We start from the raw sequence: 13947 nt of genomic DNA, 5'->3' as shown, positions 1-13947 counted from the left end.
ATTTTTAATCCTGACCTGTTTTTAATTGAATTTCTGTGATTAATTCTTCCATTCTTGCACTACGCGAACCTTTAACTAACATAGTTAAGTTTGGATATTTTTGTAATAACGCTAACAAAAACTCCACTGCTTTATGTTTATCAACAAAATGGTGTCCAACACCACTAAATTGGCTAATCAATTCGCTTAAATCACCAACACTGACAACACAATCAATTTTTTGTTGTTTAGCTAATTCACCAATTTGTTGATGATAATTTTTTGCGTTATGTCCCAATTCCGCCATATCACCTACAACTAAAACTCGATAACCTGGTTGAGTTGCTAAAACATTAATAGCAGCCGACATTGACCCAACATTAGCATTATAGGAATCATCCCAAATTAATTGAGTTTGATTTAATTTAATTGGGTAAAGACGCCCTTTCACTGATTTCGACGTTGCTAATCCCTTCTTAACTTCTATTAAAGTTGCACCTACTGATATTGCTAAAGCTGCAGCAGCTATTGCATTAGATACATTATGCTCACCAACTAATGGTAAGGTGATTTCACTCTCACCAATTGGTGTGCACAATGTGAAAATAGTCTGATCCATTACTTTTATATTACTAGCATAAAAATCAGCAGAAGAATTATGTAAAGAAAAGGTCCAAACAGTTTTATTATTTAGCTCTTTTAACCAATTATCAGAACAACTATCTAAATTAATAATCGCGATGCCGTTTTCTGAAAGCCCTTCAAAGATTTCACCTTTAGCTGTTGCTACCCCTTCAAGTGAACCAAAACCTTCAATATGAGCTAAAGCAATATTATTAATGAGTGCACTATTTGGTTTAACTAAACGAGTGGTATAAGCAATTTCACCAATATGATTTGCACCCAGTTCAATAACTGCAAATTGATCTTGCTTTGATAATCTTAATAACGTTAATGGAACTCCAATATCATTATTAAAATTACCTTGAGTATAAAGTGTTTCACCACACTGCTGTAAAATAGTAGCAGTCATTTCTTTCACAGATGTTTTACCTGATGAACCAGTCAACGCGACAATTTTAGCTGAGCTTTGATCTCGCACAAATGAAGCGATTTGACCTAATGCTAAATGGGTATCATTTACTACTATTTGAGGAATATCATCGTCGAGTTTGTGATTAGCAATTACCAAACAAGCTCCATTTTTAATAGCTTGTTTAGCAAATAAATGACCATCAAATTTATCACCCACTAATGCAATAAATAGTGATTTATGAGTAATTTTTCGTGAATCAGTACAAATTTCTTCAATAGTTAATCTCTCATCTTGAATATGATAAGAAGTCCCATTAACTATTTTTTCAACTTGCTTAATATCTAAAGGAATCATGATTGATTCTCTACTCCTAAAATCTGTTTTACGGTTTCTTGATCTGAATAATGATGCTTTGTTATACCTATAATCTGATAATCTTCATGTCCTTTCCCAGCTATTAGAATAACATCATCAGGTTTGGCTTGAGCTAGGGTCTTTGTGATAGCTTCAACTCTATCAGTAATAACTTGTGTATTTTTAACGTCAGTTAGCCCTTCTTGTATATCATGAATAATTTTTATTTCATCTTCAGTACGAGGATTATCATTAGTTAATACAATTTTATCGGCAAACTGTTCAGCAACTTCCCCCATTAATGGTCTTTTACCTGTATCTCTATCGCCTCCACAGCCAAAAATCACCCATAATTTACCTTTGCAATGAATGCGGCTTGCTTGTAATGCTTTTTGTAGAGCGTCAGGTGTATGGGCATAATCAATGATTACCGTTGGGCTATTTTTCACGTGTATCACTTCCATGCGACCACATATTGGCTTAAGGTACGATGCCATATTGACTACTGCAAAAAATGGATAATCAAGTGTTAGTAATGTTGCGATTGCTAATAGTAAATTTGATACATTAAATTCACCTAGTAATCGGCTATGAATAATGGCATTACCCCAGCTTGATTCCATGTGAATTTCGGCACCTTTATCATGATATTCAATCATTGACACACCAACAAAAGGGTTGTCCATCATCTTCAAGCGTCGCAAGGACTTAGGTTGGCATGATACTGCAGTCGCTTTTGATAATTTATCAATCCAACGTCGTCCATAAGCATCATCATAATTAATAATGGGTTTTCCTGAACTAGCTACCTGCTTTTCTTTTTCATCAGAACTAAATAGCGACCATTTTGCCTTAGCATATCTATTCATCGTTTTATGATAGTCAAGATGATCTCGGCTTAGATTAATAAATACTGTCGCTGCACAATGTAATTCTTTTACCCGATTCATCGATAACCCATGGGAAGAAATTTCCATTGCCACAACTTGAACACGTTTTGCTACAAAATCAGCTAGATAAGACTGAACTTCTACAGCAGATAAAGTTGTGTTTGGCGAGGGTTCGAGATGATTGTAAACACCATTACCAATCGTGCCTAACAATGCGGATTTTTTATTTAATAAAGTTGCACATTGTGCAATCAACTGCGTAATTGTCGTTTTACCGTTTGTCCCCGTTACTCCAATTACAGATAAATGTTTAGAAGGTGAATGATAAAAATCAGCTGCAATTTTTGATAATTTTTGAGAAAGTTGAAACACACTTATTTGTGGAATAACTTTCTCGTCTTTTTGATTTAGGTAATCAATTTTCAAATCATTTGATTTTCTGTTTGTTTCAGTTAGAACAAGAACAGCACCTGATGAAATTGCTTGAGGAATAAAATCTTTACCATTAACGGTATACCCTTTAATAGCTACAAACACATCTCCTTTTTGCACTTTCCGACTATCAATTACTAATTGATTAAGCGGGAAATCATCTACTGGTAGTTGATTCCCACCTAATAAGTTATATAAAGTTTTAAATGTGCTTGTTGCCATTATTTATTACCTATTAATATACAATCATTTGACCATCAACTTGACGATCTGGTTTTACATTCATTGTTCTAAGAACTCCCCCCATAATACGGCTAAAAACAGGGGCTGAAACAGAACCACCATAATATTGCCCAGCTTTTGGATTATCGATAACAACAACCAGTGAATATTTAGGTCCTGTTGCTGGTGCAATACCAGCGGTATAAGCTAAATATTGATTAACATATCGTCCACCAGATAGTTTTTTAGCTGTACCCGTTTTAACACCTACACTATATCCAGGGACAGAAGCTTTGGTACCACCGCCAGTCACAGCAACCGCTTCCATTAATTGCACTACTGTTTTAGCTGTTTTTTCAGCTACAACACGTTTACCTTCTACTGGCTCGTTAATTTTTAATATTGAAACAGGTCGATAAACACCATAGCTACCGATAGTTGCATAAGCCCTAGCTAGCTGTAGTGGGGTAACACTTAATCCATAACCAAAAGAAAACGTCGCTCTTTCTATATCAGCCCATTTTCTTGTTCTATCAGCAGCAATTGAACCACTCACTTCTCCACCTAAACCGAGTTCAGTTGGTTGTCCTAACCCAAAACGGCTATAAAACTCAACAAGGTCACCTGATTGCATTTGTAAAGCTAACTTACTCACACCGACGTTACTTGATTTTTCAAGGATACCAGCCAAATTTAGGGCTTTTTGATAAGACACATCTTTGATTTCATAACGATTTACCAAAAAAGGTCTAGTATCAATAACCGTGTTTAAATCAGCTATTTTTTTCTCTAATGCAGCCATAACAACTAAAGGTTTAACTGTTGAACCTGGCTCAAATGCATCTGTTATCGCTCGATTTCGTAATAAACTATAATCAATTGAAGATCGATTATTCGGGTTATAGGATGGACTGGTTGCCATGGCCAATATTTCACCCGTGTGAACATCAATTAAAACAGCTGTGCCACTATCAGCTTTGTTAAATTCCACAGCTTGACTAAGTTCACTGTAAACGAGCGATTGTAAACGTTCATCAATACTTAATGTCAAATCAGAAGCAACTTCACTTTCAGTCCTTTCTAATTCTTCTATAACTCTACCAACACGATCTCGCCTAACAACACGTTGTCCTGATTCACCAATCAGCCATTTATTAAAGCTTTTTTCAATTCCTTCTGAACCTTTTTCCGTTCCATTTTCATCAATGTCAGTTAAACCGATTAATTGTGCTATATTTTCAGCTGCTGGATAATAACGTTTAGATGTTTTGGCAAACGAAATACCAGGTAATTTTAATTGTTTTAAATAATCCGATATTGTTGGTGTAATTTGTTTAGACAAATAAACAAAACGCATCGATGGATTACTCAATTTTTGCTCTAGTGTCGACATTGGAATATTCAATGTCTTTGCTAATCCTTGCCAACGGATATCATTAGGATCAACTCCGCCTTTTTGTACAACAATTTTCGGATCAGCCCAAACATCATACATAGGTACACTAACAGCCAATGCTCTGCCATTACGATCCGTAATCATTGCTCGAGGTGCGCTCATTTCTTGATGACGAATTGAGCGTTTATTGGCTTCAGCAATTAACTTATCAGGTTCTATTATTTGTAAAATTGCCAATCGGACAAGTAAACCAATAATTGCTAAAATAATAAAACCATAAACAATATAAAATCGAGTGAGGGTAAAAATTTGTTTTTTACTATTTAATTTATTCCCTTTATTCGACTTTGTAGTATGTTTTACATTATCTCTTTTATTAGCAAACTTCATTATTTACTCTTTATCACAATAACGGTTTCATTTTGCGGTGTCACATATGACATACCCAATTGATTTTTAGCTTTATCTTCAACACGTTTTGGATCAGCAAGTACATTTTCCTCAATAACTAAATTACGCCATTCACTTTCTAAAACATCTTGTTCGAGTAATAATTGTTCACGTTCAAATAATTGTTTACGGACTTGCTGGGTTATAACTAATACAGCTCCAGCAGAAATAATAATAAACACCAATAACAATAATGAAATTTTTTGATGGCCGAGCAAATCACTAAGGATTAATCCAAATAAACTTTTGCTGGGTCTTTTTTGATTGTGTATATCTACACTTGTTCTTTGATAAATTTCATTGTTACTATTCATTTTTCCTTTCTGCTATCCTTAATATCGCGCTTCGAGAACGCGGGTTACCATATATTTCATTATTGCTTGGCTTAATTTTGCCAAGTGATTTTAATTTAGCATCACCATATTGTTTAATTTGTTGTTCTGTTAATGGTAAGCCAGCTGGTAAATTAGGACCTTTACTCTGTTTATTTATAAATTGTTTAACAATTCTATCTTCTAATGAATGAAAACTAATAACTGCAAGTCTTCCTTGAGCAGCAAGCACTGACAAACTGCTATTTAAGGCTTGCTCAACTTCTTCCAATTCACTATTTATATAAATGCGAATAGCTTGGAACGAGCGTGTTGCTGGGTGTTTATTTTTGTCTTTTTTCGGTGTTGCTTTTTCAATTAGATTTGCTAATTCTAATGTACGAGTAATTGGTGAAACTTTATTCTGTTCCACAATTGCACGTGCAATCCTTTTGGCAAACTTTTCTTCCCCAAAAGTTTTTAAAACCCATGCGATATCATTTTCATCACTATTTAGTAACCACTCACTTGCAGTTACACCTTTGCGGTTATTCATCCGCATATCAAGTGGTCCATCTCGCATAAAAGAAAATCCTCTTTCAGGATCATCTAATTGTGGAGATGAAACCCCCAGATCTAATAAAAAGCCATCAATATTACCTAACAACCCTAAATCATTGATATATTGATGTACATTCGAAAACTCTCCTCGAATAAAAGTAAACCTAGGATCGGTTATATTAAGTGCGGCTTGTTCAGCATGCTCATCTCGGTCAATTGCAATTAGTTTCCCTTGTTCGCCCAATTGTTCAAGAATTAACCTAGAATGACCACCACGCCCAAAAGTACCATCAATATAAATACCGTTTTTTTTTATATTTAATGCAGCCACAGCTTCATTTAACAAAACAGTTTTATGTTGATAATCCATCTTTATTTACTCTTATTAAATTGTTAGACTTTTTAAATTTTCTGATAAGTTTTCAACATCTGTTGATAATGTGGCAATGTCATCACTAATTTGTTGATACCAAATTGCTTCATCCCATATCTCAAATTTATTAGATTGGCCAACAAACATGGTATGTTTTTCTAGTTTTGCATAAGTACGTAAAGTTGGTGGAAGTAAAATACGTCCTGCATTATCTAAATTACATTCCGTTGCATAACCTAATAATAGTCTTTTAATTCTTCGTTCTGCTTCAACAACTGTTGATAATGTTGATAGCTGTAATTCAATTTTTTGCCATTCAGTCATTGAATAAAGTGTCAAACAGGGGTGATATAAACCAATGGTACAAACTAAACCATCAGGCAAAAATTCACGATAACGAGTAGGGATTGCTATTCGCCCTTTGCTATCTAAATTGACTGAAATTGCACCACTAAACATGAAAGCACCGTAATTGTTAATTTTTATTGTTTTTAAATTATTAAAAAATCAATATGTTAATTAAAAACCTATTTTTTACCACTTAACCCCACTTTTTACCACAAAAGTTACAAAAATAATAGATATTTAATCAATTAATTTCTAACAATTTAAGAAATTAATAAGATAATAAGTGAGCACTAACAAATTAAGTGAAGTGCTTAGAAATGGTAAGACGAAATTATTAACAGTGTTTATTAATATCCGAAACAAACTAATAAATAAAAAAGCCACAAATAATCAATTTATTAATAATTAAAAATAGCTCTATAGGTGTTTTAATATAAGACCAGAAATGAAAGCTTTGCCAGTAAAACTGGCAAAGTTGATTGTTCAGTTAAGATGCTGTCCAAAAACCAATTACATTGACTTTGTTTTGTTGCAGTATTGCTCGAATTGGCATTTGATTAATATCATCTCCCTTTTCTGCTTGTTGTAATACCTGCATTTTGCTTTCTCCAACTAAATGCAGATAGATATTTTGACTATCTAAAATAGTTGGTAATGTTAAAGTAATACGGTCTAATGGAGCCGTCAATGGAGTCATTCCAACAACTTTGCGACCTGATTTCATATCCAAACCAGCCCGCAAATTTGCCGCACCCGGGAAAAGTGAGGCAGTATGACCATCTTCTCCCATTCCTAAGATTAAAACATCTAAAGGCATAGGAATTTTATTTAAAATTTTGTCTGTAATTTCTGCACCATCAAATGGATTATCACAACTATTTTTTAAACCTACAAAATTGGCCAATTTAGCTTTATTTTGTAATAAGTAAGTTAACACTAATTTTTCATTACTAGCGTCATCGGTATCATCTACCCATCTATCATCTACTAATGTAATAAAAACATTGTGCCAATCTAAATCTTGTTGGCTTAATAGTTTAAATAATGGAATAGGTGTTTTACCACCTGATACAGCAATAGAAGCATGTCCCTTTTTATCAATAGCTTGTTTCAAATCTTTGACAATATAAGCAGCTAAATCTTCAATTAATAATTGACTATTTGGATATTTTTTTAATGTAAACATATTGTTAAATTCCTCTATTCAAACTCATGCCATGAATGACCATCTTTAGTTATCAAAGCAACCGAAGCGACAGGCCCCCAAGTACCAGCAGGATAAGTTTTAGGTGGTTCATTATCTAATTTCCAGGCACTAATAATTGAATCAACCCATTTCCAAGCTGCCTCTACTTCATCTCGATGAACAAATAATGCTTGTCTTCCTCGCATCACTTCAAGTAACAACCGCTCATAAGCATCAGCACTTTGTTGATGAAAAGTTTCACTAAAACTTAAATCTAACTTAGTCGTTTGTAAATTATGTGTACTGTCTAATCCTGGCACCTTATTTAAAATCTCAATATCCATACCTTCATCTGGCTGTAGACGAATTGTTAGTTTATTCTGCGGTAGTTCAGAATAAGACTCACTAAATAAATTAAGGGGTAAAGATTTAAAATAAACTACTACTTCAGAACACTTGCTTGGTAAACGTTTGCCGGTTCGTAAATAAAAAGGCACACCCGCCCAACGCCAATTATCAATATCAACTCGAATAGCAACAAATGTTTCCGTATTACTTTGTTTGTTTGCACCATCTTCTTCTAAATAACCAGGAACATTGATACCATTAACAAACCCTGCAGTATATTGTCCTCTAACAACTTTTTCACGGATATTTGCTTTATTAATTGGACGTAATGCATTAAGTACAGCAATCTTTTCTCTACGCAAGCTATTATCTTCAAGATTTGCAGGTGGAGACATGGCAATCATCGTCAGAATTTGTAATAAATGGTTTTGCACCATATCACGCATTTGACCCGCTTTATCAAAATAACCCCAGCGACCTTCAATTCCTACTTGTTCTGCAACAGTGATTTCAACATGATCAATAGAATTTCTATCCCAAAGCGAAGCAAATACAGGATTAGCGAAACGAAGTGCGAGTAAATTTAAAACTGACTCTTTTCCTAAGTAATGGTCGATACGATAAACTTGTGATTCACTGAAAAATTTTGCAACTGAATCATTAATTTCCTTTGATGATTGCAGATCAAAACCTAGTGGTTTTTCCATTACAATTCTATTTTGAGCCTGATTTAAACCTGCTTCAGCTAACCCTTGGCAAATCGTACCAAAGGCATTGGGATGCATCGCAAAATAGAAAATAGCAGGATGTGACTTTTCAAGCTTATCTTTTAATAAATTAAAACCGGCAATGTCATTAACATCTAACTTATGAAAGTTAAGGCGTTGGCTAAAACGTTGCCAAATACTTTCATCTAGTGGTTCAGTCATAAATGTGGTTAACGCATCTTTTGCAACCTCAGTGTAAGCGGCTTGATCCCAATCAGCTCGACCTACACCTAAAATTTTTGTCTGCTTTGGCAACTTTCCATATTTTTCTAATTGATATAGAGACGGTAAGAGTTTGCGCCTTGTTAAATCCCCTTTAGCGCCAAAAATTACCAAATCGCAAGCTGGGATATCAGACATGAGTTTCTCCTAAAATGGTGTAATCTACAATTTATTTTATTATGTTTAATACCAATATACATCAAGTTAATAGAATAAATTATAACAATAGGTATTTGTCGTTTTAAGACTATAGTAAAAAATAAAAGGTCACCATTTAGGTGACCTTTTATTTAAAGATATTGTTGAATGATTTTTCAACAAACATATGATTATGCGCGTACAAAATCCATGTGAACTAATTTTGGTTTAAATGGATGACGTTGTACTGCTTGCACTTTAGCTTTAACTGCTTTACCGTCAATTTCAATAGTTAGTACTTCAGAATAAAACTCTGGTTTTTCTTGCATATTGAAAATTTGATTGTGATCTAACACAATAGAAATTGCAGGTTCTGTTCCACCATAAACAATTGCTGGGAACTGACCAGCGTGACGCAGGCGGCGGCTCGCACCCTTACCATGCTCTTTTCTAACTTCTGCTTTAAATTTAAACATATTGATTTCTCTTGTTTATTCTAAATAAAAAACCAATTACAGGCGACCCAGTAGTTGGCTATAAAATTGATGCTCTAAAAAGCGCTAAGGATTATAAAGTGTTATGATTGTAAACGCAATCAAATAATCAGTTTAATAAAGATATAGTCTTATATTGATTGCGTTTGCAATATCAAAATCTAATGATTAAATAACTTCAATCTTAAATCCATATGTTGATTTCTGTATTGGCGATAATTTTAACGCCTTATTAATACGACACGTTTCAACACATACCATAGATTGATATTCTTCATCAGCAAAATCCGCCATTGCTTTAGCTTTATCTATCCAAGGATTCCAAGTAACAACATCAGTTGCATTAACATTAGTTAATTTAATTGTTCGTTTACCATCGGTAATAAGGATTGAGTCATCCGCATGGGTATAAATGCGATCAACCTCTTGATTAAAGGTAAGTTGCCCTGAAATTGATGGTTTATTTTCAACTGCTAAGCGTTCTTGATAAGAATCGCCTAAACCTTTAACAGTGACATCATTAATATTATTAACTTCAAAATAAGTATGTAATGCACTTGTTGCTTCGAAATCCCCAGTGCAAGATAAATTCACTTCACACGTTTGTCCAACATGAATGGTTAACCAAGCTTGGAAAGGTTTTGTGAAAAACTGTTCTGTTTGCTGATTATTAGTTAATGATAAAGTTAAATTCACTCCATTATTATCTTCTTTGCAAGAATCTAATTTCCATTCAACCAGACGCGCAAAACCATGCATAGGATCACCCAATTTACCAAACCATGGCCAACAAATTGGTACTCCCCCTCTAATTGCAACTTCCTTTTTAAAGTTAGCTTTTTGACTTAACCAAATAACCGGTGTCGGTTCTGTTGAAGGTTGCCAAAATAAAAGATGAGCACCTTGTAACGATACTGCTGCTGAACACGTTTTATGTTTAATCACTATGACAGGCAATTCACCAAATGTACATTGATTAACTGATGCACTCACTGATGTACTTGATAAATCACTATCTAAAATCTGCTTAATAATACTCATATTTACTCCTAACTATCTAATTTGCTTGGCGAACATCGTCTTTAGTCATTAATTGTACGCGCATTATTCGAATTATAAAAACGGAATAAAAGCTTTTTTTACTAAATTGGAGTAATATAGCCAGCTATTTATTATCAGTTGCTGACACTTTTTTAAAAATTTGAGGAAAGGTATATGGTTCAATATAAAATCCCGTTGAGTTTATATATACATATGCCATGGTGTGTACAAAAGTGTCCATATTGTGATTTTAATTCACATAACATGAAGAAAACGCCCGATTATTCAGCATATATAAATCATTTAATTAATGATTTAAAACAAGACGTCATGCTTTCAAATGATCGTTCTATTGACTCTATTTTTATTGGTGGAGGTACACCCAGTCTTTTCTCCGCGGAGTTAATTAATAAATTATTAATGAGTATAAATAAAATTATACCAATTAATCACGACGCAGAAATAACAATTGAAGCCAATCCTAATTCAGTTGATGTAGAAAGATTTAAGGGATATCAACAAGCTGGAATTAATCGAATATCAATTGGTGTACAAAGCTTTCAAGCAGATAAGCTTGCAAAATTAGGACGAGTTCATAATCCGCAAGAAGCAATAGATGCTGGAAAATTAGCACAAAATTTAAAGTTAAAAAGCTTTAATATAGATTTAATGCATGGCTTACCTAATCAAACAGTATGTGATGCATTGAGTGATCTAAAACAGGCAATAGAAATTGCACCGCCACATTTATCTTGGTATCAACTTACAATAGAACCTAACACTTTATTTGGTTCTAAACCGCCTGTTTTACCTGATGATGATATGTTATGGGATATTTATCAACAAGGCCATCAATTATTAACTAAGCATGGTTACCTACAATATGAAACATCTGCTTATGCAAAGGCCAATTATCAATGCCAACATAATTTAAATTATTGGCGGTTTGGTGATTATATCGGTGTTGGTTGTGGTGCTCATGGAAAATTAACCCAAAATGATGGCACAATTATTCGCACCGTAAAAACAAAACATCCTAAAGGATATTTAGAAGGACGCTATTTGGAACAATCTTATACTGTCCCTAAAGATGAGTTAGCATTTGAATTTTTTATGAATAGATTTAGATTATTTGAAGCCACACCTAAATCCGAATTTGAACAACGAACTTTTTTACCTTTACACTCTATTGATAAGCAGATATCGACTGCTGTTGAAAAAAAATATTTGATTGATAACAACCAATGCTGGCAAATCACAGAGCATGGGAAATTATTTTTAAATTCATTACTTGAAATATTCTTATAACGAAATCAGTTAAAAGATTTACTATTTATTAACAAAACAAATACTAACAATTTAACTAAACCTACGCATATCTTAACTAAAATACATCTGAAAAGAGTGCATAATATGTACAACAATGCATTTATTTCATTGTTTTCCTATTCCTTATGTTTTCCCAATAACATTGTTATTGGGATTTTTTTAGGGTTTGAAATAAGATTAATTATTTATATTTTCCGATAAGAATTTTTCAATCGCGATAAGGGATGATGTTCCTTCCATTGGTCCTTTATAAGATGAAGACAATGCATAACAAGCATTTGCATACATTAAAGCCTGTTCAGCACTAAATCCTGACAGTAGTAAACTCACAAAAGTTGCATCAAAGCAGTAATCAGCACCCGAATGGTCAATCGCATCAATACTAAAACCCTTAGAATAAATTGTATTAATATTATTTTTATCATCGCAACAATAATAATTCGCACCATCACTGCCTTTCTTCACCACGAGATGTTTGATACCCTTCTCCAATAAAGCTTTAATCGTTTCTTCATCACTTTCATTATTTTCAGAAAAATACCTAACTTGTGTTTCATTAATCAACATGATATCGGTAAATTCTAATATATAACTAAAAGACTGTTCTATCTCACGAATCTCAGACATTTCTTTATGGAAATTAGGATCAAAAGAAACAGTTCCACCATGGCTTTTAATAAAATTTATTACTTTGCACATTGCATCAATGGCTCGAAATGAATAAAGTGATGATCCCATAATATGTAAATGATTGCAGTCTTTTAATAAAGCTTCATTCACATGATCAAATGAAATTAAGCCACAGGCACTATTTAAAACGTTATAAATTAAACTTCGCTCTTTTGGACCAATTTGCGTTGAAAATGCGCTAGCTGTTTTTACTTTATTGTGAGAAGTGATCCCATTAACATTAACCCCATCTTGTTTAAGTCGGTTAATGCACATTTTTCCAAAAGGATCTTTTCCTACACAACTTAAAAAGATAACTGGAAAACCTAATTTGGCAACTTGATTTGCAAAGATAGCCGGAGCTCCACTAGGGTATGGTCCAATATATTCATTTGTATAATCAAACCGTTGATTGAATTCCTTAGCAACAAATTCAACAAACAATTCGCCCATTGTACAAATTTTAACATCCATGTTAATTAGGCCTCCAATGCATTATGGTAAGTCACAGAATATTTACTTGTTGTATGTTGTTTAAAATTAGAATTAAGCAATAGTTGATGATATTCATTAACAGCGGAGCGGGATAAAATAATAACATCCATGTTTTTTAATTTACCAATAGTATGATTATCATTACTGCTGATTCTTGGTGGTAAAATACCGATAGAATGATCTGAACTTTTTAATATCTGTTGATAAAGTTCTTGATGTTCAATATCTTGAATAGCTAAATAATTATTAGTATTAATAGCTGCGAATTCGAATATAAAATGTGATATTGGGAATTGCGTTAATATAGATGATGAAAAGTTAGGATGCTGTAGTACATTACCATTTATTAAAAAACCACCAACAAGAATCACTTCTGCATCTGAGAATTCTCTAACCAGTTTCGCGTTATTAATATCATTTAAAATAACTGTTAATGATTTTTTATTATGCAGAAAAGGAATCAATTTTCGAATCAAATGACCATGACTTAAAAAAATTGTATCACCATCTTCAATATAATTTAGACAAGTTTTTACTAAATTAACATCACTATTATCAGTATTAAGATATGATGCCAAACGACTTGGATACACACTATTTGAATTGCTAATAAAATCTTCAGGCGAAATATAGATTGCTCGCCCAAAAAAACGTTTTAAATACCCTTGATGTTCTAAATATGTTAAATCCTGACGAATAGTTACATGAGAAACTTGTAGCATGTCAGATAACTCATCAACTTTTATTTCTCCATTTTTGCGCACAATCGCAGCAATTTCCAATCGCCGCTTTAATTGTGCCGAAGATACTTTAGCCATTTCACATCCTATGTTAAAAGATAAATACCTAACTCAAAAACAGATAAAATTTATCATACAAGTTGTAAACGATAAACCCTAGAAAGAA

The 13947-nt window shown here is 33.2% G+C and carries 13 protein-coding genes; 1 reads left to right on the top strand and 12 read right to left on the bottom strand.

Going from position 1 to position 13947, the window contains the following annotated elements; genetic code table 11:
- Window positions 1-4: 4 nt before the first annotated feature.
- The 10 genes from murF to J3U27_RS00725 all read right to left on the bottom strand — a co-directional run bounded on the left by murF (window position 5) and on the right by J3U27_RS00725 (window position 10548).
- Window positions 5-1369: a UDP-N-acetylmuramoyl-tripeptide--D-alanyl-D-alanine ligase gene (gene murF / locus J3U27_RS00770; protein WP_267376564.1), complete on the bottom strand. Its 1365-nt coding sequence runs from the start codon at window positions 1367-1369 to the stop codon at window positions 5-7.
- On the bottom strand, window positions 1366-2913 hold the full coding sequence (murE, locus tag J3U27_RS00765) for a UDP-N-acetylmuramoyl-L-alanyl-D-glutamate--2,6-diaminopimelate ligase (RefSeq protein ID WP_220225122.1): 1548 nt from the start codon (window positions 2911-2913) through the stop codon (window positions 1366-1368). The genes murF and murE overlap by 4 nt, the downstream gene beginning before the upstream one ends.
- Before the next feature lie 13 nt (window positions 2914-2926).
- Window positions 2927-4699, bottom strand: coding sequence for a peptidoglycan glycosyltransferase FtsI (ftsI, locus tag J3U27_RS00760; protein WP_081299465.1), 1773 nt, complete (start codon window positions 4697-4699; stop codon window positions 2927-2929).
- Window positions 4699-5073 (bottom strand): cell division protein FtsL, encoded by a 375-nt coding sequence (ftsL, locus tag J3U27_RS00755; protein WP_065562329.1) that lies wholly within the window; start codon window positions 5071-5073, stop codon window positions 4699-4701. The genes ftsI and ftsL overlap by 1 nt, the downstream gene beginning before the upstream one ends.
- A complete protein-coding gene (gene rsmH, locus J3U27_RS00750; RefSeq protein WP_416380523.1) occupies window positions 5066-6007 on the bottom strand; it encodes a 16S rRNA (cytosine(1402)-N(4))-methyltransferase RsmH in 942 nt (313 codons plus the stop codon). The genes ftsL and rsmH overlap by 8 nt, the downstream gene beginning before the upstream one ends.
- Before the next feature lie 9 nt (window positions 6008-6016).
- Window positions 6017-6463, bottom strand: a complete 447-nt coding sequence (gene mraZ / locus J3U27_RS00745) for a division/cell wall cluster transcriptional repressor MraZ (protein ID WP_065562331.1) — start codon at window positions 6461-6463, stop codon at window positions 6017-6019.
- Between the two features lie 376 nt (window positions 6464-6839).
- Window positions 6840-7538 carry a 6-phosphogluconolactonase gene (pgl, locus tag J3U27_RS00740; RefSeq protein ID WP_065734809.1) on the bottom strand — a complete coding sequence of 233 codons (699 nt, stop codon included), beginning with the start codon at window positions 7536-7538 and terminating at the stop codon, window positions 6840-6842.
- A 14-nt stretch (window positions 7539-7552) separates the two neighbouring features.
- On the bottom strand, window positions 7553-9013 hold the full coding sequence (gene zwf / locus J3U27_RS00735; protein WP_065562333.1) for a glucose-6-phosphate dehydrogenase: 1461 nt from the start codon (window positions 9011-9013) through the stop codon (window positions 7553-7555).
- A gap of 191 nt (window positions 9014-9204) precedes the next feature.
- The gene (gene rplY, locus J3U27_RS00730; RefSeq protein WP_065562334.1) at window positions 9205-9489 is read right to left on the bottom strand and encodes a 50S ribosomal protein L25; all 285 of its coding nucleotides are present in this window, start codon (window positions 9487-9489) and stop codon (window positions 9205-9207) included.
- Between the two features lie 186 nt (window positions 9490-9675).
- Window positions 9676-10548 carry a D-hexose-6-phosphate mutarotase gene (locus tag J3U27_RS00725; RefSeq protein ID WP_267376560.1) on the bottom strand — a complete coding sequence of 291 codons (873 nt, stop codon included), beginning with the start codon at window positions 10546-10548 and terminating at the stop codon, window positions 9676-9678.
- Between the two features lie 174 nt (window positions 10549-10722).
- Between J3U27_RS00725 and hemW the strand changes: the two genes are divergently transcribed.
- Window positions 10723-11856: a radical SAM family heme chaperone HemW gene (gene hemW, locus J3U27_RS00720; RefSeq protein WP_267376558.1), complete on the top strand. Its 1134-nt coding sequence runs from the start codon at window positions 10723-10725 to the stop codon at window positions 11854-11856.
- 198 nt (window positions 11857-12054) lie between these two features.
- Here hemW and J3U27_RS00715 read toward each other — a convergent pair whose 3' ends face one another.
- On the bottom strand, window positions 12055-13020 hold the full coding sequence (locus tag J3U27_RS00715) for a sugar kinase (RefSeq protein WP_065734806.1): 966 nt from the start codon (window positions 13018-13020) through the stop codon (window positions 12055-12057).
- Window positions 13021-13025: 5 nt separating this feature from the next.
- Window positions 13026-13859 (bottom strand): DeoR/GlpR family DNA-binding transcription regulator, encoded by an 834-nt coding sequence (locus J3U27_RS00710; RefSeq protein ID WP_267376556.1) that lies wholly within the window; start codon window positions 13857-13859, stop codon window positions 13026-13028.
- Between the last annotated feature and the right edge of the window lie 88 nt (window positions 13860-13947).

Source organism: Gilliamella sp. B2911 (assembly GCF_026536965.1).
Taxonomy (GTDB): domain Bacteria; phylum Pseudomonadota; class Gammaproteobacteria; order Enterobacterales; family Orbaceae; genus Gilliamella; species Gilliamella apicola_E.
Note: the sequence above shows the minus strand (reverse complement) of the source record. Positions and strands in the feature narration are given on the sequence as shown.